Raw genomic sequence first — 22,788 nt, 5'->3', positions numbered from 1 at the left:
TTAGTGATTAACAAGCTCTCGATATGGACATCTCATTTGAAATATTAACCTTACTTTTTTTGGTCGCCACTGCGGCTGGTTTTATTGATGCTATGGCAGGTGGGGGAGGATTACTCACCTTACCTGCTTTGCTTGCGGCGGGCGTTCCACCAACTCAGGCATTGGCGACCAATAAGCTGCAAAGCTCATTTGGCAGTTTCTCAGCGAGTTGGTACTTTGTTCGCAACGGTATTGTGAGCCTCAAAGAAATGCGCCTTGCTATTGGCTGTACTTTTATAGGCGCTGCGATTGGTGCTGAAGCTGTACAGTATGTTGATGCCGGTATTCTGACCAGTTTAATTCCCATTTTACTCTTGGCTATTTCCTTGTATTTCCTGTTCATGCCTAAAGCTAAAGCACACTCGGGTGAAGCAAAGATATCAGAGGCGATGTTTGCCTTATGTGTGGGTGGCGGTGTGGGGTTTTATGATGGATTTTTTGGCCCCGGAACCGGCTCCATCTTTACAGTGTGCTTTGTGGTGATTGGGCAATTTTCTTTGGTGGCGGCGACTGCTCGAACCAAGGTGCTCAACTTTACCTCTAATATTGCTGCGCTGCTGTTTTTTATAATTGCTGGCTTGCCTATTTGGCAACTTGGTTTAGTCATGGCCGTTGGCGGTTTTATCGGGGCACGTCTTGGTGCGAAAGTGGTGGTAACAAAAGGGCAAAAATGGATTCGACCTTTGGTGATCACTATGTCTATGGTGATGGCACTTAAACTGCTTTGGCAACAGCATCACCAATGGTTGCTATCAATGTTTTAACTCGGGGCGATTGATACACGTTTTGTCTGACACAAATATGGATGGGGCGGATAAGATGCGCCAGTTCAGCAAAACGAAAACAATACTTTTCTGAGATGCTTAAGGTTTTTATAATGGAGTTAGGTATAAGCGCGGGCGCGGTTCCACCCAGAGCAAGCTGAGCGGCGGCAGTATAAGCGTCCATTTCCATAATTGGTGTGATATTGAACTTATCGAGGGTTTGTCGCTGATAACTGTTGGATGGATTGGTTAAATCATTGGTAATGATGGTGTCTGGCAGCTTATTTAATGGCTTATTATACACGATCGCAAAAGGCTCATCAGCTAAGTGGAACGTGAGTAGGCCATGATGGGCGGGCATTAATCCAGCGCATAGGCCCAATGTGGCTTTACCCGATTTGACATGTTCCACAATTCGCGGTGTGTGGTTGGTAGTTATGGTCAAAAAGGCATCGTGTTTTAAGTAATCCGCGATGGTTTTACCAAGATATCCTGCAATCAGAGACTTGGAGCTATCTAGAGTTATCCATGAAGTATCTTGCAGCGTTTGCTGTTCATAAATAAGGCCGCGCAGCTCGTTAAATGAAGGGCCAATGCTGTCGATCAAAGCTTGTCCATCTGCGGTGAGCTTTATTGAACGACCGCAAGGCTCAATCAGCTTTTTATCCAGTTTCTTTTCTAAATTGGCAATCCGCTTACTGACTGCTGACTGGCTGATATACAGCAAACTTCCCGTACGACTCATGGTTTTGGCTTTGCTCAAAACCAGCAAAGTTTCAATGCCTTCAAGTAACATAACTAATGTTGAAAAATAGGAATGAATAACTCAATGTAGCCTAATTAGACTGAAGTTGATACTAAAGACTTAAACCGCCTATGTGAATAAAGTCGTCTTTGTATCACTCTGGTATATCAATAGACTTTTTCAACTATATGTCGTTTATTTATTTCAATTATTTATTGAGATCCGTATCACAACAAGTAAAGGTTTTTCAACTGCTTATTTAGACAAAAACACTGACTTGATCGGCGTTATTTTTCTCTGCTTGTCTTTTTACCTGTGTATTTTGCTTAATGGCTATTCAATGTGTCGCTAGTGGCTGTTTTTGTGCAAGTGTGCTGTGTTTTTGGCCAGTGATATATTGCCAATGGATTCATATGAACATAGGAAGTAGCAATGGCATCACAAACCTCATCGAGCAAACGAATTACCGCTCGTATTGGGCACATCAAAAGCATCCACTCTGATAACAATCATCTAAGCATCGATTTTGAAGGCAACCCGAGTCAAGAGCCTGTGCTTGCCCCCATAGGTAGGCCTTTTACTCGTGCTCAAATCAATATGGCAATAGATAACCAACTTGATTGCCGAATTGAATTTATGAAGGGCGATCTATCGGCCCCTATTGTCAGGGATATCTATTTCTCATTGATGGCAAAAGATGAGCTAATCATAAGTGCTGAACGCGTGATACTCGAAGGCAAAGAAGAAGTCGTCATAGGCTCTGGTTCAGCCAAAACTAAACTCAGTGGAAACGATGGTCGCATTACCACTAAAGCCGACTATATAACCACCAATGCTGAGAAATCGAACAAGATCCGAGGCGAAAAAATTACCTTAAATTAGGTCGGTTTAGCGAATCAAGGAGTAATCATGTCTGTTACTATCAATGCAAACGGACTAAGTATTGTTCATAAGGGCTCTGGTGGTGAGGCAAATGCAACCTTACCTGACGTCTGTTTGACGACCATTGGGCCCGCTGTTGTGCCTATTCCTTACGGCAACAATGCCAAATCAGCGGATTTGGTTGATGGCACAACCACAGTTACCGCTGACGGTGGTAACAGTATTGCGCTTAAAGGCAGTAAGTTTGCCAAAAGTACTGGTGATGCTGACGGCGATCAAAAAGGTGTCTCTTCTGGCACCATAGAGGCAGAAGCCGAGTTTATTTCCGCCTCGCCCAATGTGCTTATTGAAGGTAAAGGTGTTGCTCGCTTGTCTGACCAAATGACGATGAACAAAGCCAACACCATGTGTTTGGGCGGTGTGCAAAACCCGCCTGTGACGGTAACTGAGGAAGACGAAGGTACCTATACCGTTTATGTAAAAGCCCGCTACCCAGATGGCATTTTGTTAAAAAATGCCGAATTTATCATCACCAAGCCCTCGGGAATGCCTGTGTCTGCTGGCGCTTTTGATATGGCGGGCAAAAGTAAGGTGTCAGGGTTAAAACCTGGGCAAATAAAAATTGTTGCTCAAGAAAGTGTTAATGATTATATCGTCCGACCCGTTCGGATTAATAATCCTTATTATCTTCCTTCTTTCCTAGACGATGAATTTTTTGATTCAGTGTCTAAAGGTCAGCAACTATTTTGGCATCCGAATCGCGTCGCGCCTCCTGTGGAAGGCTGGGGCACTATGGGCAAAAGTCTCACCGCCGATCGCTACTTTGCCGAGATGGTGAAAGCGGAAACCCAATCTCACTTTGCGCTGCGCCATCCAGACTTTAAATATAATCTCTTGGCTGAGTCTTTAGTGGCGGGCATCGAGAGTTTGGCCGATGAAAGCTATGACGCTCTATTAGTCCAAGCTCTGCCTATGGTGGTAGAAGAAGGTGAGCTGTTGTCGGTGCTGTTTCGTCTACCTAAGCATGAAACCACAGATCGCATGTTGGCGTACATGCGCGCAAGGGGTAAAGGTAACCCGCAAACCTTCCTTAAAGAGTACCCGTGGCAGCAAACCAAAAACCTACTTAATAGCGAGATTGAGAGCTTGCTTGGCAAGGTAAAAAGTCGTATCGAGTCGCTGCAACAAGAAGCCAGTCGCCTCAACTATGTCTATCTTTCCGCCGATATTTACGCCAAGCACATCAAAACTATAGACACCTATACCAAGGCATTATCGGATAAATTGGCTCAAGCTTTTACTCGCTTAGAAGATAAGTCGACGCAGTTGATGAGCAATACCTTAGGCGTGTCGGTCATTCAAGCGGCCGACAATATCTACTCCGCTGAAGCAGGCACCATAGAAGTCGTGGTCAATACCCTGCCCAAAATCGACCTTGAGGAGCAAAAGTGGATTAAAGTACGGGCGATATACGACGATTTATGGCAAACCCCTGTTTATGCACAAAACCTTAAAGTCATTATTAATGATTCTGTGCCACACAAAGACAAGCTAGAGCTTAATGCAATGCCACAACCAAGCACAATATCAGACAGTATTGAGCTGGCGCTTGAGACGCAGAAAGCCGAAGGCGGAGTGATGGTGGTGGATGACCTGAAACCAAATAGTCACTCAGTGACTATAGAGTTTGAGGGCGAAGCGGGCATTGAAGATAAAATTGCCAAGCAGCAGCAAAGCATTGAAACCTACTTGGATGGCCTACTTAATACTGTGGCTAACGATATGTCTGGTTTCCAAAAACAGTGGGATGAAGAGGGCGTCTTTTGTTTAGGTGATGGGGTACTGGAAGGCGTACAAGCTTGGGGCGCTGATGTGGTTGAGCTGTTCTCTCCTGAAGTTTGGGGAGACATGGGCCACACCTTAGCTGAAGCGACCACTGACGGTTTTGACAAGCTCTATATCTATGCCAACCAAAAATACACTCAGTTGGAAAAATATACGTTAGACGCTATGACGGACACTCAAGCTCAACTCGCGCAAAGCGAGCTGCCGAGTTGGATCAAACAAGCGGCTTACATTAGTAGCATTGCGCCCAATTTGTTGAAAGCCGCCAGTATTGATCTATACCAGAGTATCGATGAAGCCATTGATGATGTTCAGCTATGGTGGAATGAGGGCTCAGACGACATTACGCGTAAAATTAACTGTATTGCGAGACACAGAAAGGCGATATGGAACCTGCCAACCCTATTTACCAATAACGACATTAAAGCGATTGAAGCTTTTGTTGACCAAGTAGTGATGGAGTTTGATCCAGAATGGGCGATGGAAATTAAACAAAGCGAGTTTTTCCCCAAAGCTTTGGCACTTATCAACGATGATAATAGCATTTTGCCTTACTTCACCTATCTCAATTTGATTATTGAGGCAATTCCGCCTAATTTTTACTTCTACCACGTGGGCAAAGCGGCTGCTTATATTGCCATCGAAATTGTCTTGACGATCGTTATAGGTTTGCTGACAGGACCTGCTGGCGCGGCGGCAAGAATCGCTGCGGTGAGCGCTAAATTAACTTTGGGCGCGACTAAGGTAGGTAAGCTGTCTCATGCAACCAAGGCCCTAACGACCTTTACCAATACGCTTGATGGCTTGGTCGAAATTTTGCCTGATTACGATAAGTTGGCGGGGTATTTGGCACTGCGACCGAAATCTGCAATCAGCAACAATAGAGTCAATCAAACCACCCAAGTAAAAGAGAAGCCACAGCCTCGCAATGGCCAATGCCGACTGTGTAAAAGCGATCAACATAAAACGCCACGCGTGTATCGCGGTGAAATTAATTATGTATAGAGTCAACGCCTTATGAGTACAAAGTTAAATCAAGAAGCCGCCGAATCTGATTTTGTTGACGGTAAGATTGAAAAAAAAGGGTATCGCAAACGCTGGGTTCGCAATGTAAAAAACGATAAGGAGCACCCTTTTAATAATGGGATTCATATGGATACCCATCATTTGATCTCTGCGGAAGCGGTAAAAATGAGTAAGTTAGGTGAAAGCTTGGTTAGTAAAGGGTATGATATCAATCAGTTATCAAATTTGGTCGGGCTGCCGGCCACTTTGCCTGCGGCGTGCCAGCTGCATTGTCAATTGCATCGCGGCGATCATACCTTTAGTCGGCCGGAGGAAAAACCTTATCATCGCTATGTCTCAGGAGAGTTAACAGATCCTGAAATACGGCGAAGTATTAAAGAGTGTTATGGTAAGACAAAAAAAACCGAGACAGATGCGGATATTCATAAACTCTTGGATCCGATTAGTATTAAGATACTAAAAAAAATCAATAGGATTGAAAAGGGGCAGTTTTTTTCATTGCCGCTGACTAAAATTTCTCACTATTTTATTCCTGGCGGGCCTGGCTGTGCTGGTCAATTTGATATTAATCTTGCAGAGCTGTGCCCAGATAATAATTGCGCCCACAGCAGGCTACATTACCAAAGTGAAGAGCAAGACAGAGACGGTGCGGATAAGCGCTATCAAAACAGCGGCGCACGATGGAATAAAAAAACCATTACATACCAAAGTACAAGATGGACACCTAAGGTAGGACAATGAGTCAATACAACAGTCAATACTATATTGTTTTTGAACATTATGATGAAAGCACTTTGTATCTAACCACACACGATAGATCGGATCACCGTGACTATGAGTACACTAAACTTACTGGTGGTGAGCCAATGTTTTTTGTTAATGGCTATCGCGATGAAGATTTAGCGAAAAGAATATCAAGGCCGATTAAGCAGGCGCATATGAGTATTGCTTATCCAGTATTTACCGCTGCAATAAAGCAATCTTTGGGCAATATTGATAATCCATGTTGCCAAGCTTATCCGGCAGTTATTGTTGATGATAATGATAAATTTCATGAGGGCTATTGGGTATTTAATGTTTTTGAAAAAATGGATGTGTTAAACCTTGAAAAATGTCGTATTGATGATTTTGACCCAGATGATACACGGCATACGATAGATGAATATTATTTAGATGACGATAAGCTTAATGCTATGCCAGAAAGTGAGCGTTTAGTCTTTATGCCTAAATACAGCGATTACCCGCATATTATGGTGCATGAAAAAGTGGTTAGGGCATTTAAAAAGCACAATGTGGACACACTTAGATTTGTTAAAGTCTCTGATTGGATGATGGGCATGCAGTTTGTTCCTGCTTAATTGATAGACCTTGCTGAAAAAGGAGGCTAAGCCTCCTTTTGCTATTTGTGGCGCAACCTAAACTCAGATAACAAAAGCACCCGAAAGCATAATAGGGCTAGCTAAGGTAGGACGATGAGTCAATATAACGATCAGTACTATATTGTATTTAAAAGCTATGATGAAAACACTTTGTATCTAACCACACACGATAGATCGGATCACCGCGACTATGAATACACTAAACTTACCGGCGGTGAGCCGATGTTTTTTGTTAATGGCTATCGTGATGAAGATTTAGCGAAAAGAATATCAAGACCGATTAAGCAGGCGCATATGAGTATTGCTTATCCAGTCTTTTCCGATGCAATAAAGCAATCTTTGGGCAATATTAATAATCCATGTTGTCAAGCTTATCCGGCAGTTATTGTTGATGATAATGATAAATATCATGAAGGTTATTGGGTATTTAATATTTTTGAAGATATGGATGTATTAAACCTAGAAAAATGCCGTATTGATGATTTCGATCCTGACGAAGAAGAACAGTCAATATCTGAGTACTATTTAGATGATGATAAATTATCTGCAATACCAGAAAAAGATCGTTTAGTCTTTATGCCAAGATACACAGATTACCCGCATATTATGGTGCATGAAAAAGTGGTTAGGGCATTTAAAAAGCACAATGTGGACACGCTAAATTTTGTAAAGGTTTCTGATTGGGTGATGGGCATGCAGTTTGTACCCGCTTAATTAATAGGCCTTGCTGCAAAAGGAGGCTTAGCCTCCTTTTTCTAATTAATGCTTTGCGGGGTGGTTTTTAGCACTCTATGGCCTAAACCTAATTGACCTTGTATATTGTCGCCCCAACATTTGAGGGAGTCATCGGCTAATAGAGCGCAAGTATGTTTGTCGCCCAGTGATATTTGTTTAGCACTTTGGCCAAGTGCGACTGTGGTTGGGGTGGTTTGACTGTCACGGCTGCCAATACCTAGCTGCCCGTATTGATTGTCTCCCCAACATTGTAGCGTACCATTTTGCAGTATAGCGCAGGCATGCTGTTTACCCAGCGCCAGTTTTTGCACATTTTCGGAGAAGGTTAGACTGGTTGGCTGTGCTTTGTTTGTTTGACTGCCTATTCCCAGTTGACCGGATTGGTTATTACCCCAACATTTGACTTGCTTATTATCCAGTAGCGAGCAAGCAAAGTGCTCACCAGTTGCAATTTCTGATGAAACTCGACCGAGTTCAACCAATTGAGGGAGCATGTAAGATTGATTGTCTTTGGACTGATTGGTTGGAAAACCAATCCCAAGCTGACCGAAATAATTGTTTCCCCAGCACTTTACTTGGCCGGATTGAGTTTGTAGACATGTGAAGTTTTCTCCTACTTGGATATCGCTCAAAGGTGAGGGTTCTACCACATTGGTAGGAGTGAGTTCACGTCGAGTTCGGCCGGTGCCAAGTTGGCCAAAGAAATTATCTCCCCAACATTGCGCGGTATTATTGTCTTTGACTAAGCATGCATGACTGCTACCCATAGATAAAGACATAGCTGGAGTTTGAGCGGGTAATGGTCTTGGAGCAAAGCGCCGATAAGAGCCTGGACCAAGCAAATAACGCATATTATCACCCCAACAAGCAATATTGCCCTGAATTGATAGGGCGCAAGAGTGAGTGCCCGCTAAGCTAAGCTGCTTGGTGTCTTCAGATAGACTGACCATGCTTGGTCTTGTCACTCTGTGAACATCTGATAAGCCGACACCTAGCTGGCCTGAGTAATTGTTTCCCCAACAGTAGAGCTCATTTGAGGTTGATAGCGCGCAGGTATGGCTGCTACCTAAAGAGACGTGTTTCCAAGAAGTTGGCGTTTGCGCCTGTACAGTAGAGATAAAGAAAAAGAGAGTGACGAAAGAGAAAACCTTCATTTTAATCATAAACGCCTTATATTTTTATCCAATCAGTGTATAACCGTTATGCTATGAATTTTGACTGGCTAATACCTAGTACTGTTTTATTGCTTAAAATAAAAATAGGCTAATGTACATGTCATTAGCCTATTCAATCCTATGTTTACATATTAAAATTTAATTAAAGCTTATCGCAGAAACATAAGTTAACACTGCAAATTGGCATTTCACCAGGAGGGCAGTTAATACTGGCTATTGAGCTAGAGGAAGAAAAAAGAGCAACAGCGAGTAATAGGATTGTTTTTTTCATAGTGACCTTCGTTTTTTTCATAGTGACCTTCGTTTTTATACTTATAATGTAGATAAAATATAATGTGTTAAAAATTGTTAATGATCAATTATTTAATAAATAAAACCGATTAATTTAATTAAATGCTTCAGGCTAAACTCTTAGTTGGAAATTAGATTCTACTTGACCTTGGAAATAATAGGTCCTATATCCATTGATAAAATAGCTTGAGCCATTAGCACGTATGATTTCAAAGATTTCCCATCGAGAAGTGCCACTATCTGCAGGTTGAACATTATATCCAGCAGGGCATTGCAGAGATTTTTGTAGCCATAATTCCTCAGTTACTCTGAATACTTTAAAGTAACGACCACTTGCTTCAGTTATACGTGCCCACTGTCCTTTTATGGTGACGTAGTTATCATCCTGGTCTAATAGCCAATCCCAATCACGACCACCATCAGTCGGGCCACAATAGACATAAGTGGTGGTATCAGCAAATACTGATGAGCTTAATAGTAGTAATGAAGACAATAATAGAGATGAAAATTTCATATGACAAACGTTCCTTGTTAATAAAATGTTACAACAAGGTAGGGCATTTTATTTACCTGAGTAAATAAGTCAAGAATATAAAATATGCATAAGATCTCAATTATAAAATAATAAATCACAATACTTTGATGTTTAGCTATAAAAAGAGCGCCTCTATTAACAAATAAGGTGATTAAATTACGCTTATAAAAGATTAAGCTGATTATAACTATTTATGCAAAGTTAACGCTGGATTATTGAATGAATCAATTATGAGTGCCTAATTATTACCTTTTAAGCTAGACCATGCTTTTGCCTTATTTCTTCCCGCTTCTTTTGAGGCATACAATGCTTCGTCAGCTCGGGCTATGACCATATCCACATTGCCGTCGTCTGGGGTAATTTCTGCAACCCCTAAGCTCACGGTGACAGTACGATTTAGTGAAAAGGCGTTTGACTCAATGGCTTCTCTAATCGCTTCGGCAACTTTTAAAGCGCTCTCTTCCGGTGTTTCAGGGAGTAAGATAATAAACTCTTCTCCTCCCCACCTTGCTAATGTGTCTGTATGTCTAACCTTTTTTGAGACGAGTTCGCTGAGCTCTTTAAGGCAATCATCCCCTGCATTGTGTCCAAGCTCATCATTGATTTTTTTGAAGTGATCAATATCGAACAGGATCACGCTGAATGTCGTGTTAAAGCTTGTCGACTTAGCATGTTCAAACTGTATGTTTTCAGTAAAGGTATTTCGGTTTGAAAGCTTGGTTAAAAAATCGGTACTTGATAGGTAAGTTAACTGTTTTTTATGAGTAAATTCGGAGTAAATATTCCAAACGTAGAACAAAGACACGACGATAATCAGGATAAAGTAGGTGGCGTAGTTTTGCAGTAAAGTCCCCAACAAATTGTCTCGAGAGCTACTGATTAGGTAAGCCACATGTTGGTCTTTAAAGTTTTTGATTGAAAGAAAACTGATGATGTAGTCTTTGCCTTGTATAGAAACAGCTTGTGAAAAGCTCTCTTTTTTATCAAACAGAGGCTTAAGTTTGCTGCTGTATGTTTTTGCTTGGTCAATGAGGTTTCGGTGGTTTACATCACGTAAATGTTTTTCAAATACGGCTTTGTCGTAGTAGTAACCATCTGTGAGGACACTCGGGATGTAGTGATCTTTCATATCATCGAACAATTTTGAATCGACGGCATCTTGGCTGATGATAAATTGGAAGTCGTCTTTGGGGTACAGTTCAACAAGCAGGTCAATAATACTGCCCATGGAAAGAGAGACTTCGACACTGCCAAGTGCTTGTTGTCCGTAAGTGATTGGATAGACAAAGCGATAGCCGTTAAAAATGCGCCCTTCTTCAAAGCCCTCAACTATTCTTTGTTGTGTGTTGGCAAGTCTTACAGATTCTCTAATTGAAAACAGGTTGTCACCGTATTTTCCCGGTTTGTGTACACGAAGGAAACTATCGCCATTTGGAAAATGAAAATGAAGCTGCCTGAAATTGTGAGCCCTGAGCAGCTGATAATTATCCTTAAGCAGTTGATACAACTTCATTCTTGCTTGGTCTCGTTTGTTCCCTGTTTCTGCGACGGCGATTTCCAGTAATTGGAGCACTTCTTGATTGTTGACTATCTGCTGATAGATGTAGTGCGAGAATTTTTTATATACGCCAATACTTGAGCGAACTTTTGATTCCATACTCACTGAATAATTATCGAGTATTCGGCGCTTTTGTTCTTTGTATTCTCCGACCAAAATCGCAAAGGAGATAAGGATAAGAGTAATCAAAGTGCCCAAGTGAACACATAATCTCAACCCAAGAGTAGGTCGTAAAGGTGATAGTGATTTCAAACCGCTTCCCCATCAAGCACAATCAATAATGTTTTATTGATAGTTTAGTAGATAATTTGATGTTGGCGGATTTAAGTAGGGAAGTTTAGCCTAGAGAGTATTGTAAAAGGCGCGTATTTGCGCCTTAATATTTGGCTTTAAAGAGATTCTGTGAAGGTCCGAGCAATAACATCACGTTGTTGCTCTGTAGTTAATGAATTAAAACGTACTGCGTAACCTGAAACTCTGATGGTAAGTTGAGGATATTTCTCTGGGTTTGCGACCGCATCTTCTAAGGTTTCACGTTTTAGAACGTTAACATTAAGGTGTTGTCCACCCTCAATACGTGGAGCCGTTTCAATAGTTACCTCACGGCTTTCATACTCACCGAGATCGCTAGTCGCGATCACTTGATCACAAGTATATTCACGCTGTGCGGCAACACATCGCGCTTCGCCTTTCTCTGTATCAAGTAGCCAAATTGAGTTAACTAGCGCGTCATTGGCAGCTTTGGTAATTTGTATCCCTTGGATCATGTCTATCTCCTAAACGAAATAATTGTTTATTGGTGTTTTTTTTCTAAATTCCTATTCTTGATTACTGTATAACGCACTGACGTCTTTTTAGCTTTGATTTTAATCAATGAAATGCCGAGTGTTTTAAATTATTGATAGTATTCAAATTGATTCAAGTGGCTTTATTTTCTCGATGTATGTTTTATTTACTCTTGTTACAAAGGGTAAAGCCTTACTTGGACTTTTATGTTGTCATTTTACTACATTGTTGTTTCTGCTATTGAAATGGAAAAGGGCTTAAAAGTGGTGAATATTTCAAAGGCAAAAGTGGTAAAGCTCAATTGGTCGCTAGTCATAGTGATTGTCATCTTGAGAAGCATAAAGAGATGGTGGCATTGCCTCTTGAAATAAGTAGGACTGCCGCTTTTTAAACACTTTAAGCTCCGCCTTGCTGGTTTTTGTTTTGTGCTGTCTAAGATAAGAGTTAGTTAGGTGTATGAAATATAGATAGAAAAAAGCAAAGAGACTCAAGTGCATTAATTACATAGCTGGGGTTTTGAAACATTGGCACTAAATTTTCATAGCCTAGTTAGGCTTGCAACTCATGAGGATAAAGTTATGCCGTATACATCCTTTTATATTCGTCCCCGCGTTTCTCGTATGCCAGTGCCAAACCGACATGTCACAGGACAAGGACACCATAGGATACCGCAAAAACATTAATGTCATCTTGTTAACCGCTTTGTTCCTTGGACACTTTTTGCGACAATTAGCACAGCATTAACTGGAAAAGGAACAATACAATGGGCCAGCAACTTGCGTGGCATGATGTCATTGGAGCGGAAAAACTGCAGGATTATTTTCAGCAGACCCTAAACTTCGTTGAGTCTGAAAGGGCTTTAGGTAAAGCCGTATATCCCCCCGCCAAAGATGTTTTCAATGCGTTTCGAGCGACTGAATTTGGTGATATAAAGGTCGTCATCCTTGGTCAGGATCCCTATCACGGACCTAAGCAGGCTCATGGTTTGTGCTTTTCTGTTCTTCCTGGAATAAAACCACCTCCTTCCTTAGTAAATATGTACAAAGAGCTATCGCAAGATATTGAGGGGTTTGAGATCCCAACCCATGGGTATCTGCAAAATTGGGCTGAGCAGGGGGTTTTATTGCTTAATACTGTCTTAACCGTAGAGAAAGGTAAAGCGCATTCGCACTCAAAAACAGGCTGGGAAACGTTTACAGACAGAGTCATCGAAGCGATAAACCAACATCAATCAGATGTTATCTTTTTACTCTGGGGATCTCATGCGCAAAAGAAAGGCCGATTTATTGATCGTAAACGTCATCACATTTTAGAAGCGCCACACCCTTCACCTTTGTCTGCACACCGAGGTTTCTTCGGTTGCCGACATTTCTCAAGAGCGAACCACCTTCTCCAGTCCATGGGCAAGTCGGAGATTGATTGGCGATTACCTGTGTCAGTGGATGTGACTGAATAGATAATTTCTTGTTGTTAATTTTCGACTAGGGTCAATATCCGATCAAACGCTTTCTTATACACTTATAGAAAACAAGGTTTAAGAGGTGTCACCATGATGATGGAAAGGATCCACAGAGAACATAGTTATATGGTTCGGCTTCTGGCAGTATTGCAAAAGAAAATAGCTCAAATGCACACAGAGCTGCCAATAAACTACACCTTGGTCAAGGAAATTGTCGACTATATGGCCAATCATTCAGAGCGAGTCCATCACCCTAAAGAAGATATTCTCTATCACTATTATACGGAGCATTATGGTCATAAACAGGAGATGGAAGACTTGGAGCAAGAGCATGAATTATTGTCAGACAAAACTCACGCTTTTCTCAATACGGTTGAAATGATTCTACAAGATGCTGTTGTTCCTCGACATATCTTTGTCGAGCAGCTTGACGAGTTTATCAAAGTACAAAAGCGTCATTTGGAGTTTGAGGAGCGTTCCATTCTACCCTTAATTGAACAAAGCTTTAATCTCCATGACTGGCAGGAAGTCGAAAAGCGTTGGAATGTCGGTGAAGACGATCCTGTTTTTGGTGATACTATCGCCGAAGAATATCAACAGATTGCCCAGCGTGTTCGCCAAGGTGAACGAGAAAGTGTTTAATTAAAATAAAAAGGAGGCACTGGTGTGCCTCCTTAAAGTATCAGTAGTCGAGCTCATCAAAATCATCGAAGCCGATGTCCATGTCTTTCAGTTCTCTCTGTAGCCTTTGCTTATCCTTAATCGCTTCAATTTCGCGCCATTTACGTTTGACTGGTTTAGAGCGTGCTGCTCGAGTTTTTGGAAAATCCATTTCCATGATATCTTCAAAGTTTAAGCCTTCCATAAGCCACCTCTTTAAATGATTTCCCTTGTAGGGGTACAGTTTAAATACCACTCTGTTTGAAGCCTAACCTTGATTGGTTTCGCATTTGTTACGATTAAATTAATTTTTTATGCATTTTAAACTGAGCCTCACAGAAAAATGATGAAAATTTGTTGATTTTTTATCCAAACGGAAAAGATTTAGTGTACAAACTATCACAAGTTAAATGTTAAAGGGGTGTTTAAATATTAAACGACTTGATTTGTGATGAATCTCGATGTTGTGCTACTTGTTTTGTATGCTTGCTATTGTAAATCTTACTAACGAGTGTCTTGGGTGAGTCCTTGGCGTTAAAGGAGTGACAATCATTAAAACAAGGTCATATATCTGTCAGGTTGTCTATTATTTATTGTTGTTAAATTTTAATGCTAATGTTTCTTGTTTGTGTTTTTTTTGTGCTTTTTTGTGTTAGCTAATGGTGATTTTATAGTTAAAAGTAAAACCAGTATGTGCTGTGTTTCATATTGATTTTTGACTGGGTAGATTGCATTATCCGCCAGTCAAAAAATACGTTGCTACGTAAAATGGAAGCATGAGGCGCGTTTTACATATCTGAGTTGCACGATAAACAAACAATAATACTAAGCAAAGTTGACACTTGGTTAGCGACTGGATGGAAGGCAAGGAAGCATAGAGCAGCGAACACTCAATATGAGGAGCTTATGACAGATTTAATTAATTTGATGAATGACCTACTTTGGGGCTCGATTCTGGTTTATTTACTGGTTGGTGTCGGAGTGTACTTTACTGTCAGACTTGGCTTTATCCAATTTAGACATTTCGGTCATATGTTTTCGGTTTTGAAGAATAGCCGTAAAGCCGACAATGCAGGCATTTCATCATTTCAAGCCTTATGTACTAGCCTTGCTGCCCGTGTTGGTACTGGTAATATGGCTGGCGTTGCTGTTGCGTTAACAGCTGGCGGACCTGGTGCCATTTTCTGGATGTGGCTTATCGCTATGTTAGGTATGGCGACATCATTCGCTGAAAGCACGTTAGCACAGTTATACAAAACCAAAGATAATGATGGCAACTACCGCGGTGGTCCTGCTTATTACATGGAAAAAGGCTTAGGAATGCGTTGGATGGGCGTGCTCTTTTCTATTTTCCTTATCATCGCCTTTGGTTTGGTATTTAACGCTGTACAAGCTAACTCTATTGCTGGAGCAATGAATACAGCATTTGGTTGGGACGAAACTTACGTTGGTATTGCCGTAGTAATGCTTTCTGCAGTGATCATTTTTGGTGGTATTAAACGAATTGCACGTGTTGCTGAAATGATCGTTCCAGCTATGGCGCTACTATACTTGTTGCTAGCTCTGTTCGTTGTTTTTGCCAATATCGAAAAACTACCAGCAATACTCAGCTTGATCTTTAAGAGTGCTTTTGGCTTACAAGAGGCTGCGGCCGGTGGTCTTGGCTACGCGATTGCACAGGCGATGATTAATGGTATCAAACGCGGCTTGTTCTCAAATGAAGCTGGTATGGGTTCTGCGCCCAATGCAGCGGCATCTGCGACGCCTTATCCGCCACACCCAGCATCTCAGGGGTATGTACAGATGCTTGGTGTATTTATGGATACCATAGTTATTTGTTCTGCTACCGTGGCTATTATTCTTATGTCTGGTGAATATGTACCTCATGGTGAAATCACAGGCATAGAGCTAACACAGGCAGCGCTGAGCTCGCAGGTTGGTTCTTGGGGCGGAGTTTTTGTTGCGATTGCAATTTTCTTCTTTGCCTTTACTTCCATCATCGCTAACTATTCCTATGCAGAAACAAACCTTATATTCCTTGAGCATAACCATAAGGCAGGTTTGGGTATTTTCCGTATTATTGTTCTGGGTATGGTGATGTTTGGTGCCGTAGCATCTTTGCCTATTGTTTGGTCACTCGCTGATGTATCTATGGGCATGATGGCTATTGTTAACCTAGTCGCGATTCTGCTGCTTTCAGGAATCGTTATCAAACTGGCTAAAGACTATAACCGTCAGCTTAAAGCAGGTAAGGTTCCAACGTTTGATAGTAATGATTTCCCTGAGCTCAAATCACAGTTAGAAGATGGTATTTGGGATAACAGCAAAAAAGAGTCATAGACCTTATCTATGATAACGATACAGAAAGCCATGCAGACATTGCATGGCTTTTTTTGTACTCTGTAGATAATCAAGATAGGAAGGATAGAGTTAAAGTTATGTTAATCGTCGTATCACCTGCAAAAACTTTAGATTATGAGTCACCTTTAGCGACAGAGAAGTATACGCAACCAGAGCTAGTCGAATACTCCAAGCAATTGATCGATGTATGCCGAAAGCTCACGCCTGCTGATGTTGCCAGCTTAATGAAAGTTAGCGACAAGATTGCCGATCTTAATGTCGGACGTTTCCAAGACTGGAATGAGGAATTTACAACGGGTAATGCTCGTCAAGCGATTTTGGCTTTTAAGGGTGATGTGTATACTGGATTAGATGCACAAACACTTTCTGACGATGATTTTGACTATGCCCAAAAGCACTTAAGAATGCTATCTGGATTGTATGGGTTACTTAAACCCCTCGATCTAATGCAGCCTTATCGATTGGAGATGGGCACTAAGCTCGCGAATAGCAAAGGAAGTAATCTCTATCAATTCTGGGGTAATGTGATAACCGATAAGCTAAACGCGGCTATTGTAGATCAGGGTGATAATGTGCTAATAAACTTAGCTTCAAATGAATACTTTAAGGCAGTTAAACCAAAATTACTCGATGCTCAAGTGGTGACGCCGATATTTAAAGACTGTAAAAGTGGCCAGTATAAGGTCATCAGCTTCTATGCTAAAAAGGCACGCGGTATGATGGCAAGATATATTATCGAAAATCGCATTGATAGTGTGGCAAAACTGACAGACTTTGATGTTGCGGGTTATTATTTTGTTGAGCAAGAGTCATCCCCAACAGAGTTGGTCTTTAAGCGAGAAGAGCAATAAAGGTTTTTAGCTATGTATGCTTGGCTCAAAAATTGGATTGTACGTTATGATTCATGGTGTGAGTCTATGGGCCTTGTTGAAGCGAATCGACGCCGCTGTGTTTTTTATCGTAATGACTCTAATGACCAAGCATCTAATTCGACACACAAGGCGCAATGATAATGCGCCTTTTTGATACCCACTGCCATTTTGATTTCGATGTTTTTGCAGATGACTTTGCCTGTCAGCTTGAGTTGGCTCAGACTCAAGGTGTAGAGAGGATAATGATTCCCTCTATTGGCCCATCAAACTGGGATAAGTTGCTTGCAATGTCGGCTGAATATGCGGGTATATATACAGCATTAGGCATGCACCCTTATTTTCTTACCGACAATAGTGTTTATCACCTTACCGATTTACAGAAACAAACAGAGGCCCATCTTAATCACTTTCGAGCGATTGGTGAATGTGGCTTAGATGCTATGGTTGATGTTGACCATGACATACAAGGTAAAGTATTTAATGCACAAATCGCATTGGCAAATGACCTTCAATTACCTTTAATCCTTCACAGCAGAAAAACGCATAATGAAGTCCTTCAGCTGTTAAAACAGCATAAGTTTACTTTTGGAGGTGTGTTGCATGGTTTTTCTGGCAGCTATCAACAGGCGATGCAATTTATCGAACTTGGCTTTTATATTGGTATAGGTGGAGTTATCACTTACCCTCGTGCGAGAAAAACTCGCCAGACGGCAGCGAATTTACCTCTTGAATGGATAGTGCTGGAGACAGATGCTCCAGATATGCCGCTTATGGGGTATCAAGGAAAACCTAATCACCCCGCAATGTTATCTCAAGTCTTGTCTTGTTTGACTCTTCTGCGTGATACAGATGAGCGATCTGTCGCACAAATTACATGGAAAAATGCCAATCGGGTCTTTAAAGTTTGTGAATAGAATCTAAGTACAATGTTATTTATATGATTTAACATACTTCAAATAGAGATCCATGTCACATAAATGAGTGAGCGCATGATGAATCTTATTAGAAACTGTGAAGAATACATTACTTTATGTGTGGCCGGATGAGTATAATTGCCCCCGCTTTATAGCTCCATAATTGTAACACGCCAACAAACAACATATAAGGAAGTCATAAACTATGAGCCTGTTTATGAGCCTAGTCGGTATGCTAGTTCTACTTGCCATTGCAGTAGCGTTATCTAGTAACCGTAAAGCTATTAATTTTAGAACAGTGGGTGGCGCATTCGCTATTCAATTTGCACTCGGTGCATTTATTCTATACATACCTTGGGGTCAGGAATTGCTAAAGGGCTTTTCTGACGGTGTTTCAGATGTTATCGCATATGGTAACAAGGGTTCTGAGTTTATCTTTGGTGGCTTAGTCTCTGGTAAGATGTTTGAAGTTTTCGGTGGTGGCGGTTTCGTCTTCGCTTTCCGTGTTCTTCCTACACTAATCTTCTTCTCTGCATTTATTTCTGTTTTGTACTACATCGGTATTATGCAGTGGGTAATTAAAATCCTTGGTGGTGCTCTACAAAAGGTGTTGGGTACTTCACGTTCAGAGTCTATGTCCGCGGCAGCAAACATTTTTGTCGGTCAAACCGAAGCTCCTCTAGTCGTTCGCCCATTCATTCCTAAAATGACTCAATCAGAGCTATTTGCTGTAATGTGTGGAGGTCTAGCCTCTGTTGCCGGTGGTGTACTTGCTGGCTATGCATCTATGGGGGTTCCGATCGAGTATCTAGTCGCAGCATCCTTTATGGCAGCGCCGGGTGGTTTGCTGTTTGCAAAGATCATCATGCCAGAAACTGATAAGCCTAATGAAAGCTTTGATGGTGATATTGATGGTGCAGAAGACAAGCCTTCTAACGTCATTGATGCCGCCGCTGGTGGTGCAGCTGTAGGTTTACAGTTGGCACTGAATGTTGGTGCCATGCTACTTGCTTTCGTTGGCCTTATTGCGCTTGTTAACGGTATCTTGGGTGGCGTTGGTGGTTGGTTTGGAATGCCTGAGCTGACGCTAGAGTTAATCCTTGGTTATGTTTTCTCTCCACTTGCATTCCTTATTGGCGTTCCATGGGAAGAAGCAACGATTGCGGGATCATTTATTGGTCAAAAATTGGTAGTAAATGAGTTTGTTGCCTATTTAAACTTTGCTCCGCTTTTGGGTGATTCAGCAGAAATCGTGCTGTCTGAGAAAACTAAGGCAATCATTTCATTTGCACTGTGTGGTTTTGCAAATCTGTCTTCGATTGCAATCTTGCTAGGCGGCTTGGGTGGAATTGCACCTCAGCGTCGCTCTGATATCGCTCGTATGGGGATGAAAGCAGTTGCTGCGGGTACACTGTCAAACCTAATGGCTGCAACGATTGCAGGCTTCTGCTTAACCTTATCTGGTATGTAATAAGACCAACTCGTTAAAGTGAATAAAAAACCCGCGATAAAGCGGGTTTTTTATTGGTTAGGCTTCACTGCTTAACTCATTTAGTCGCTTGTTCTTAAGGCTGAAACTAGTTTGAGATCCAAACCGTTTGCGTTTTATAAGTGGCTATCGTTATGGGTTAAGCCCGGGTATTGTGACTATATGAGAGTGTTGTAGCTGGCAGAAAATTTTAGTTTTGCGTTTATAGAAACCACACTCTGACTTTTCCATTAAGCCAAAAATAAACATTGTTCGGAGATAGGAATGAGCGATTTAAAAGACGCGGCTTTAAGGGCGCTTAAATTGATGGATCTTACTACACTAAATGATGATGATACCGATGAAAAAGTCATCAAGCTGTGCCGCGAGGCTAAGTCAAAAGTTGGTAATACGGCAGCGATCTGTATCTATCCTCGCTTTATCCCCGTAGCCAAAAAAACACTTAAAGAACAAGGTACACCCAATATTAAAATTGCGACTGTGACTAACTTCCCGCATGGAAACCCTGATATCAGTATTGCCGTGGCAGAGACTAAAGCTGCAATCGCTTATGGTGCTGATGAAGTTGATGTGGTCTTTCCATATCGTGCACTGATGGCAGGTGACGAAGAAGTAGGCTTTGAACTTGTAAAGCAGTGCAAGCAAGCCTGTGGTGATATTTTGCTCAAAGTGATTATTGAAACCGGTGAACTTAAACAAGAAGCATTGATAAAAAAGGCTTCAGAGATATCAATCAATGCTGGCGCTGACTTTATTAAAACATCGACGGGCAAGGTGCCGGTCAATGCTACGCCTGAATATGCTCGAATGATGTTGGAAGTGATTCGTGATATGAAGGTCGCCTCCACTGTTGGTTTTAAGCCTGCTGGTGGAGTGCGCACTGCGGAAGATGCTGCCGCTTATTTGGCCATGGCGGATGAAATATTGGGTGAACATTGGGTCGATGCACGTCACTACCGCTTCGGAGCCTCGAGTCTTTTGACCAATCTTCTTCATACATTAGAAGTGACAAAAGAAACCGCTGATCCTGCAGCTTATTGAGATCGATAGATCTTAATCTTGTCAATTTAGCGGTAAGTGTTTACTTGCCGCTGCATCTAACTCATCAACCCCCAATGTATGGGAGGCTCTAATGTATTTACCCCAAGAAATCATACGCCGAAAGCGTGATGGTGAGGTGCTGACCTCTGGTGAAATTAATTTTTTTATCCAAGGAATTACCAATAACAGTATTTCTGAAGGCCAAATAGCGGCTTTTGCTATGGCGATTTTTTTTAATGAAATGACGATGCCAGAGCGAATTGCGCTGACTTGTGCAATGCGTGACTCGGGAATGGTCATTGATTGGCACGAACAAGACTTTCCTGGTCCAGTGGTGGACAAGCATTCAACAGGTGGCGTAGGAGATGTGACCTCATTAATGTTGGGTCCTATGGTTGCGGCCTGTGGAGGCTTTGTTCCTATGATTTCGGGAAGAGGACTAGGGCATACAGGAGGAACACTGGATAAGCTAGAGTCTATACCAGGCTACAACATTATGCCATCCAACCAAGTCTTTACTTACGTGACTAGGCAAGCAGGCGTTGCCATCATAGGACAAACCGGAAATTTAGCGCCAGCTGATAAACGTGTCTATGCCACTCGAGATGTCACGGCAACGGTTGATAATATTTCTTTGATCACCGCCTCTATTTTATCGAAAAAGTTAGCAGCTGGATTAGAGTCTCTAGTTATGGATGTCAAAGTAGGAACAGGCGCCTTTATGCCAACCTACGAAGAATCTGAGCATTTGGCGAAATCCATTGTCGGAGTGGCAAATGGTGCAGGTACCAAAACAACCGCTATTTTAACCGATATGAATCAGGTATTGGCCTCATCAGCAGGTAATGCTCTGGAGGTCAGAGAAGCGGTTCGGTTCTTAACCGGTGAATATCAAAACCCCCGTCTTTTAGAAGTGACGCTAGCTCTTGCTGCTGAAATGTTGGTATTGGGAAGGTTAGCTGATAACACTGAGCATGCACGTACCAAGTTAATCGAGGTATTGGAAAATGGTAAAGCAGCGCAATGCTTTGGCCTGATGGTTGAAGGTTTAGGTGGGCCAGTCGATTTTGTCGAAAATTACGATGATTACCTAGAAAAAGCGCCTTTTATCCAAGCTGTATTTGCTGAGAAAACGGGAATTGTTACCGCTATGGATACTCGCGCTATAGGGATGGCTGTGGTTGCTATGGGGGGAGGACGCCGTTTTGCGACAGATAAGATTGACCATGCTGTAGGGTTTGACCATTTTATTCGCTTGGGTGAGCAGGCGTGTTCAGATAAGCCATTAGCTATTATCCATGCTCGAAATGAGCAGCAATGGAAAGAGGCCGCTACATCACTTCAACAAGCTATTACTGTTGGAGGCGAATACACCCCAACTCCTGATGTGTATCGTCAAATTAGAGCTGAAGATATATAGAGCGTGCCTGACTGTATAGATAACGAAAGCTTAAACGCAACTAGAATGCTAAACATTGGAAAAAAAGGATAATCAATTATGGCCACCCCACATATCAACGCTCAGCAAGGCGATTTTTCAGATGTTGTACTTATGCCTGGCGACCCACTTCGTGCTCAATACATAGCTGAAACCTTCCTAAATGATGTTATTCAGGTCTGTGATGTTCGTAATATGCTGGGTTTTACTGGATATTATAAGGGGCGCCGTGTATCTGTGATGGGGCATGGTATGGGTGTTCCCTCTTGCTCGATATATGTCACTGAGCTTATTAAAGATTATGGTGTGAAGAAAATCATTCGAGTTGGCAGTTGCGGGGCGGTAAGTAGTGATATTAAAGTCCGCGATGTCATTATTGGTTTGGGCGCATGTACTGACTCAAAAGTAAATCGTATTCGCTTTAATGACCACGACTTTGCTGCTATCGCCGATTATCACATGGTACGCGCAGCTGAAGATGCGGCAAAAGAGCGCGGCATCGAGCTAAAGGTTGGTAATTTATTCTCTGCCGAGCTGTTCTATACACCGAATCCTAGTATGTTTGATGTAATGGATAAATACGGTATTCTGGGCGTAGAGATGGAGGCTGCTGGGATATATGGGGCGTGCGCAGAATATGGCGCCAAAGCAATGACAATTTGTACGGTTTCCGATCACATCAAAACGGGCGAACAAACCACTTCTGATGAGCGCCAAACAACCTTTAATGAGATGATACTGATAGCACTCGATTCAATTATCTTGTCTGATGGCAAGTAAACTGTGCCATGATA

The 22,788-nt window shown here is 41.9% G+C and carries 22 protein-coding genes; 16 read left to right on the top strand and 6 right to left on the bottom strand.

The annotated features are described in order from the left end of the window. The first annotated feature begins 23 nt into the window (after positions 1–23). Positions 24–803 carry a TSUP family transporter gene (locus FIV01_RS11520; protein WP_152431128.1) on the top strand — a complete coding sequence of 260 codons (780 nt, stop codon included), beginning with the start codon at positions 24–26 and terminating at the stop codon, positions 801–803. Here FIV01_RS11520 and FIV01_RS11515 read toward each other — a convergent pair. Continuing rightward, positions 754–1,599, bottom strand: a complete 846-nt coding sequence (locus FIV01_RS11515; protein WP_152431127.1) for a LysR family transcriptional regulator — start codon at positions 1,597–1,599, stop codon at positions 754–756. The genes FIV01_RS11520 and FIV01_RS11515 overlap by 50 nt on opposite strands. A gap of 381 nt (positions 1,600–1,980) precedes the next feature. Between FIV01_RS11515 and FIV01_RS11510 the strand changes: the two genes are divergently transcribed. The 5 genes from FIV01_RS11510 (at position 1,981) to FIV01_RS11490 (ending at position 7,394) form a co-directional block, all read left to right on the top strand. Then, complete coding sequence (locus FIV01_RS11510) at positions 1,981–2,430, top strand: hypothetical protein (RefSeq protein WP_152431126.1); 450 nt, start codon at positions 1,981–1,983, stop codon at positions 2,428–2,430. A 27-nt stretch (positions 2,431–2,457) separates the two neighbouring features. Then, positions 2,458–5,280: a DUF4150 domain-containing protein gene (locus FIV01_RS11505; protein ID WP_152431125.1), complete on the top strand. Its 2,823-nt coding sequence runs from the start codon at positions 2,458–2,460 to the stop codon at positions 5,278–5,280. A 12-nt stretch (positions 5,281–5,292) separates the two neighbouring features. Then, positions 5,293–6,042, top strand: a complete 750-nt coding sequence (locus tag FIV01_RS11500; RefSeq protein ID WP_152431124.1) for an AHH domain-containing protein — start codon at positions 5,293–5,295, stop codon at positions 6,040–6,042. Next, positions 6,039–6,659 (top strand): hypothetical protein, encoded by a 621-nt coding sequence (locus tag FIV01_RS11495; RefSeq protein ID WP_152431123.1) that lies wholly within the window; start codon positions 6,039–6,041, stop codon positions 6,657–6,659. Before FIV01_RS11500 ends, FIV01_RS11495 begins: the two co-directional genes overlap by 4 nt. 114 nt (positions 6,660–6,773) lie before the next feature. Continuing rightward, on the top strand, positions 6,774–7,394 hold the full coding sequence (locus tag FIV01_RS11490; protein ID WP_152431122.1) for a hypothetical protein: 621 nt from the start codon (positions 6,774–6,776) through the stop codon (positions 7,392–7,394). A 41-nt stretch (positions 7,395–7,435) separates the two neighbouring features. Here FIV01_RS11490 and FIV01_RS11485 read toward each other — a convergent pair whose 3' ends face one another. From FIV01_RS11485 to grcA, 4 genes are all read right to left on the bottom strand, one after another. Next, positions 7,436–8,578, bottom strand: coding sequence for an RCC1 domain-containing protein (locus FIV01_RS11485; RefSeq protein ID WP_152431121.1), 1,143 nt, complete (start codon positions 8,576–8,578; stop codon positions 7,436–7,438). 415 nt (positions 8,579–8,993) lie between these two features. Then, entirely contained in the window at positions 8,994–9,395 is a 402-nt protein-coding gene (locus FIV01_RS11480) for a hypothetical protein (RefSeq protein WP_152431120.1), read from the bottom strand. A 259-nt stretch (positions 9,396–9,654) separates the two neighbouring features. Next, positions 9,655–11,226, bottom strand: coding sequence for a sensor domain-containing diguanylate cyclase (locus FIV01_RS11475; RefSeq protein WP_246210399.1), 1,572 nt, complete (start codon positions 11,224–11,226; stop codon positions 9,655–9,657). Positions 11,227–11,363: 137 nt separating this feature from the next. Further along, positions 11,364–11,741, bottom strand: a complete 378-nt coding sequence (grcA, locus tag FIV01_RS11470) for an autonomous glycyl radical cofactor GrcA (RefSeq protein WP_152431119.1) — start codon at positions 11,739–11,741, stop codon at positions 11,364–11,366. A 782-nt stretch (positions 11,742–12,523) separates the two neighbouring features. On the opposite strand from grcA, the gene ung reads away from it, so the two are divergent. Continuing rightward, positions 12,524–13,216 (top strand): uracil-DNA glycosylase, encoded by a 693-nt coding sequence (ung, locus tag FIV01_RS11465; protein ID WP_152431118.1) that lies wholly within the window; start codon positions 12,524–12,526, stop codon positions 13,214–13,216. A 93-nt stretch (positions 13,217–13,309) separates the two neighbouring features. Further along, positions 13,310–13,861 (top strand): hemerythrin domain-containing protein, encoded by a 552-nt coding sequence (locus tag FIV01_RS11460; RefSeq protein WP_152431117.1) that lies wholly within the window; start codon positions 13,310–13,312, stop codon positions 13,859–13,861. A gap of 40 nt (positions 13,862–13,901) precedes the next feature. Here FIV01_RS11460 and FIV01_RS11455 read toward each other — a convergent pair whose 3' ends face one another. After that, positions 13,902–14,084 carry a DUF3545 family protein gene (locus FIV01_RS11455; protein WP_114785163.1) on the bottom strand — a complete coding sequence of 61 codons (183 nt, stop codon included), beginning with the start codon at positions 14,082–14,084 and terminating at the stop codon, positions 13,902–13,904. A 701-nt stretch (positions 14,085–14,785) separates the two neighbouring features. Between FIV01_RS11455 and FIV01_RS11450 the strand changes: the two genes are divergently transcribed. The 8 genes from FIV01_RS11450 to deoD all read left to right on the top strand — a co-directional run bounded on the left by FIV01_RS11450 (position 14,786) and on the right by deoD (position 22,774). After that, complete coding sequence (locus tag FIV01_RS11450; protein ID WP_152431116.1) at positions 14,786–16,219, top strand: alanine/glycine:cation symporter family protein; 1,434 nt, start codon at positions 14,786–14,788, stop codon at positions 16,217–16,219. 98 nt (positions 16,220–16,317) lie between these two features. Beyond that, complete coding sequence (gene yaaA / locus FIV01_RS11445) at positions 16,318–17,091, top strand: peroxide stress protein YaaA (RefSeq protein ID WP_152431115.1); 774 nt, start codon at positions 16,318–16,320, stop codon at positions 17,089–17,091. 12 nt (positions 17,092–17,103) lie between these two features. Then, complete coding sequence (locus tag FIV01_RS20615) at positions 17,104–17,250, top strand: hypothetical protein (RefSeq protein ID WP_172971833.1); 147 nt, start codon at positions 17,104–17,106, stop codon at positions 17,248–17,250. Between the two features lie 2 nt (positions 17,251–17,252). After that, positions 17,253–18,026 carry a TatD family hydrolase gene (locus tag FIV01_RS11440; RefSeq protein ID WP_152431114.1) on the top strand — a complete coding sequence of 258 codons (774 nt, stop codon included), beginning with the start codon at positions 17,253–17,255 and terminating at the stop codon, positions 18,024–18,026. A 205-nt stretch (positions 18,027–18,231) separates the two neighbouring features. Then, positions 18,232–19,497, top strand: a complete 1,266-nt coding sequence (locus FIV01_RS11435) for a NupC/NupG family nucleoside CNT transporter (RefSeq protein WP_152431113.1) — start codon at positions 18,232–18,234, stop codon at positions 19,495–19,497. Between the two features lie 282 nt (positions 19,498–19,779). Next, positions 19,780–20,556, top strand: coding sequence for a deoxyribose-phosphate aldolase (gene deoC, locus FIV01_RS11430; RefSeq protein WP_152431112.1), 777 nt, complete (start codon positions 19,780–19,782; stop codon positions 20,554–20,556). A 91-nt stretch (positions 20,557–20,647) separates the two neighbouring features. Then, the gene (gene deoA, locus FIV01_RS11425; RefSeq protein WP_152431111.1) at positions 20,648–21,976 is read left to right on the top strand and encodes a thymidine phosphorylase; all 1,329 of its coding nucleotides are present in this window, start codon (positions 20,648–20,650) and stop codon (positions 21,974–21,976) included. Positions 21,977–22,054: 78 nt separating this feature from the next. Beyond that, the gene (deoD, locus tag FIV01_RS11420; RefSeq protein ID WP_152431110.1) at positions 22,055–22,774 is read left to right on the top strand and encodes a purine-nucleoside phosphorylase; all 720 of its coding nucleotides are present in this window, start codon (positions 22,055–22,057) and stop codon (positions 22,772–22,774) included. Positions 22,775–22,788 lie beyond the last annotated feature (14 nt).

This window comes from Vibrio aquimaris (genome assembly GCF_009363415.1).
GTDB lineage: Bacteria > Pseudomonadota > Gammaproteobacteria > Enterobacterales > Vibrionaceae > Vibrio > Vibrio aquimaris.
Note: the sequence above shows the minus strand (reverse complement) of the source record. Positions and strands in the feature narration are given on the sequence as shown.

Bases quoted from the DNA above. Each gene is read 5' to 3' on its own strand.
- FIV01_RS11480 (WP_152431120.1), bottom strand. From the start codon at position 9,395: ATGAAATTTTCATCTCTATTATTGTCTTCATTACTACTATTAAGCTCA.
- FIV01_RS11500 (WP_152431124.1), top strand. From the start codon at position 5,293: ATGAGTACAAAGTTAAATCAAGAAGCCGCCGAATCTGATTTTGTTGAC.
- FIV01_RS11495 (WP_152431123.1), top strand. From the start codon at position 6,039: ATGAGTCAATACAACAGTCAATACTATATTGTTTTTGAACATTATGAT.
- FIV01_RS11485 (WP_152431121.1), bottom strand. From the start codon at position 8,578: ATGATTAAAATGAAGGTTTTCTCTTTCGTCACTCTCTTTTTCTTTATC.
- FIV01_RS11450 (WP_152431116.1), top strand. From the start codon at position 14,786: ATGACAGATTTAATTAATTTGATGAATGACCTACTTTGGGGCTCGATT.
- FIV01_RS11505 (WP_152431125.1), top strand. From the start codon at position 2,458: ATGTCTGTTACTATCAATGCAAACGGACTAAGTATTGTTCATAAGGGC.
- FIV01_RS11510 (WP_152431126.1), top strand. From the start codon at position 1,981: ATGGCATCACAAACCTCATCGAGCAAACGAATTACCGCTCGTATTGGG.
- FIV01_RS11515 (WP_152431127.1), bottom strand. From the start codon at position 1,599: ATGTTACTTGAAGGCATTGAAACTTTGCTGGTTTTGAGCAAAGCCAAA.
- deoA (WP_152431111.1), top strand. From the start codon at position 20,648: ATGTATTTACCCCAAGAAATCATACGCCGAAAGCGTGATGGTGAGGTG.
- deoC (WP_152431112.1), top strand. From the start codon at position 19,780: ATGAGCGATTTAAAAGACGCGGCTTTAAGGGCGCTTAAATTGATGGAT.
- FIV01_RS11460 (WP_152431117.1), top strand. From the start codon at position 13,310: ATGATGATGGAAAGGATCCACAGAGAACATAGTTATATGGTTCGGCTT.
- FIV01_RS11455 (WP_114785163.1), bottom strand. From the start codon at position 14,084: ATGGAAGGCTTAAACTTTGAAGATATCATGGAAATGGATTTTCCAAAA.
- FIV01_RS11490 (WP_152431122.1), top strand. From the start codon at position 6,774: ATGAGTCAATATAACGATCAGTACTATATTGTATTTAAAAGCTATGAT.
- FIV01_RS11520 (WP_152431128.1), top strand. From the start codon at position 24: ATGGACATCTCATTTGAAATATTAACCTTACTTTTTTTGGTCGCCACT.
- FIV01_RS11440 (WP_152431114.1), top strand. From the start codon at position 17,253: ATGCGCCTTTTTGATACCCACTGCCATTTTGATTTCGATGTTTTTGCA.
- grcA (WP_152431119.1), bottom strand. From the start codon at position 11,741: ATGATCCAAGGGATACAAATTACCAAAGCTGCCAATGACGCGCTAGTT.
- ung (WP_152431118.1), top strand. From the start codon at position 12,524: ATGGGCCAGCAACTTGCGTGGCATGATGTCATTGGAGCGGAAAAACTG.
- deoD (WP_152431110.1), top strand. From the start codon at position 22,055: ATGGCCACCCCACATATCAACGCTCAGCAAGGCGATTTTTCAGATGTT.
- FIV01_RS20615 (WP_172971833.1), top strand. From the start codon at position 17,104: ATGTATGCTTGGCTCAAAAATTGGATTGTACGTTATGATTCATGGTGT.
- FIV01_RS11435 (WP_152431113.1), top strand. From the start codon at position 18,232: ATGAGCCTGTTTATGAGCCTAGTCGGTATGCTAGTTCTACTTGCCATT.
- yaaA (WP_152431115.1), top strand. From the start codon at position 16,318: ATGTTAATCGTCGTATCACCTGCAAAAACTTTAGATTATGAGTCACCT.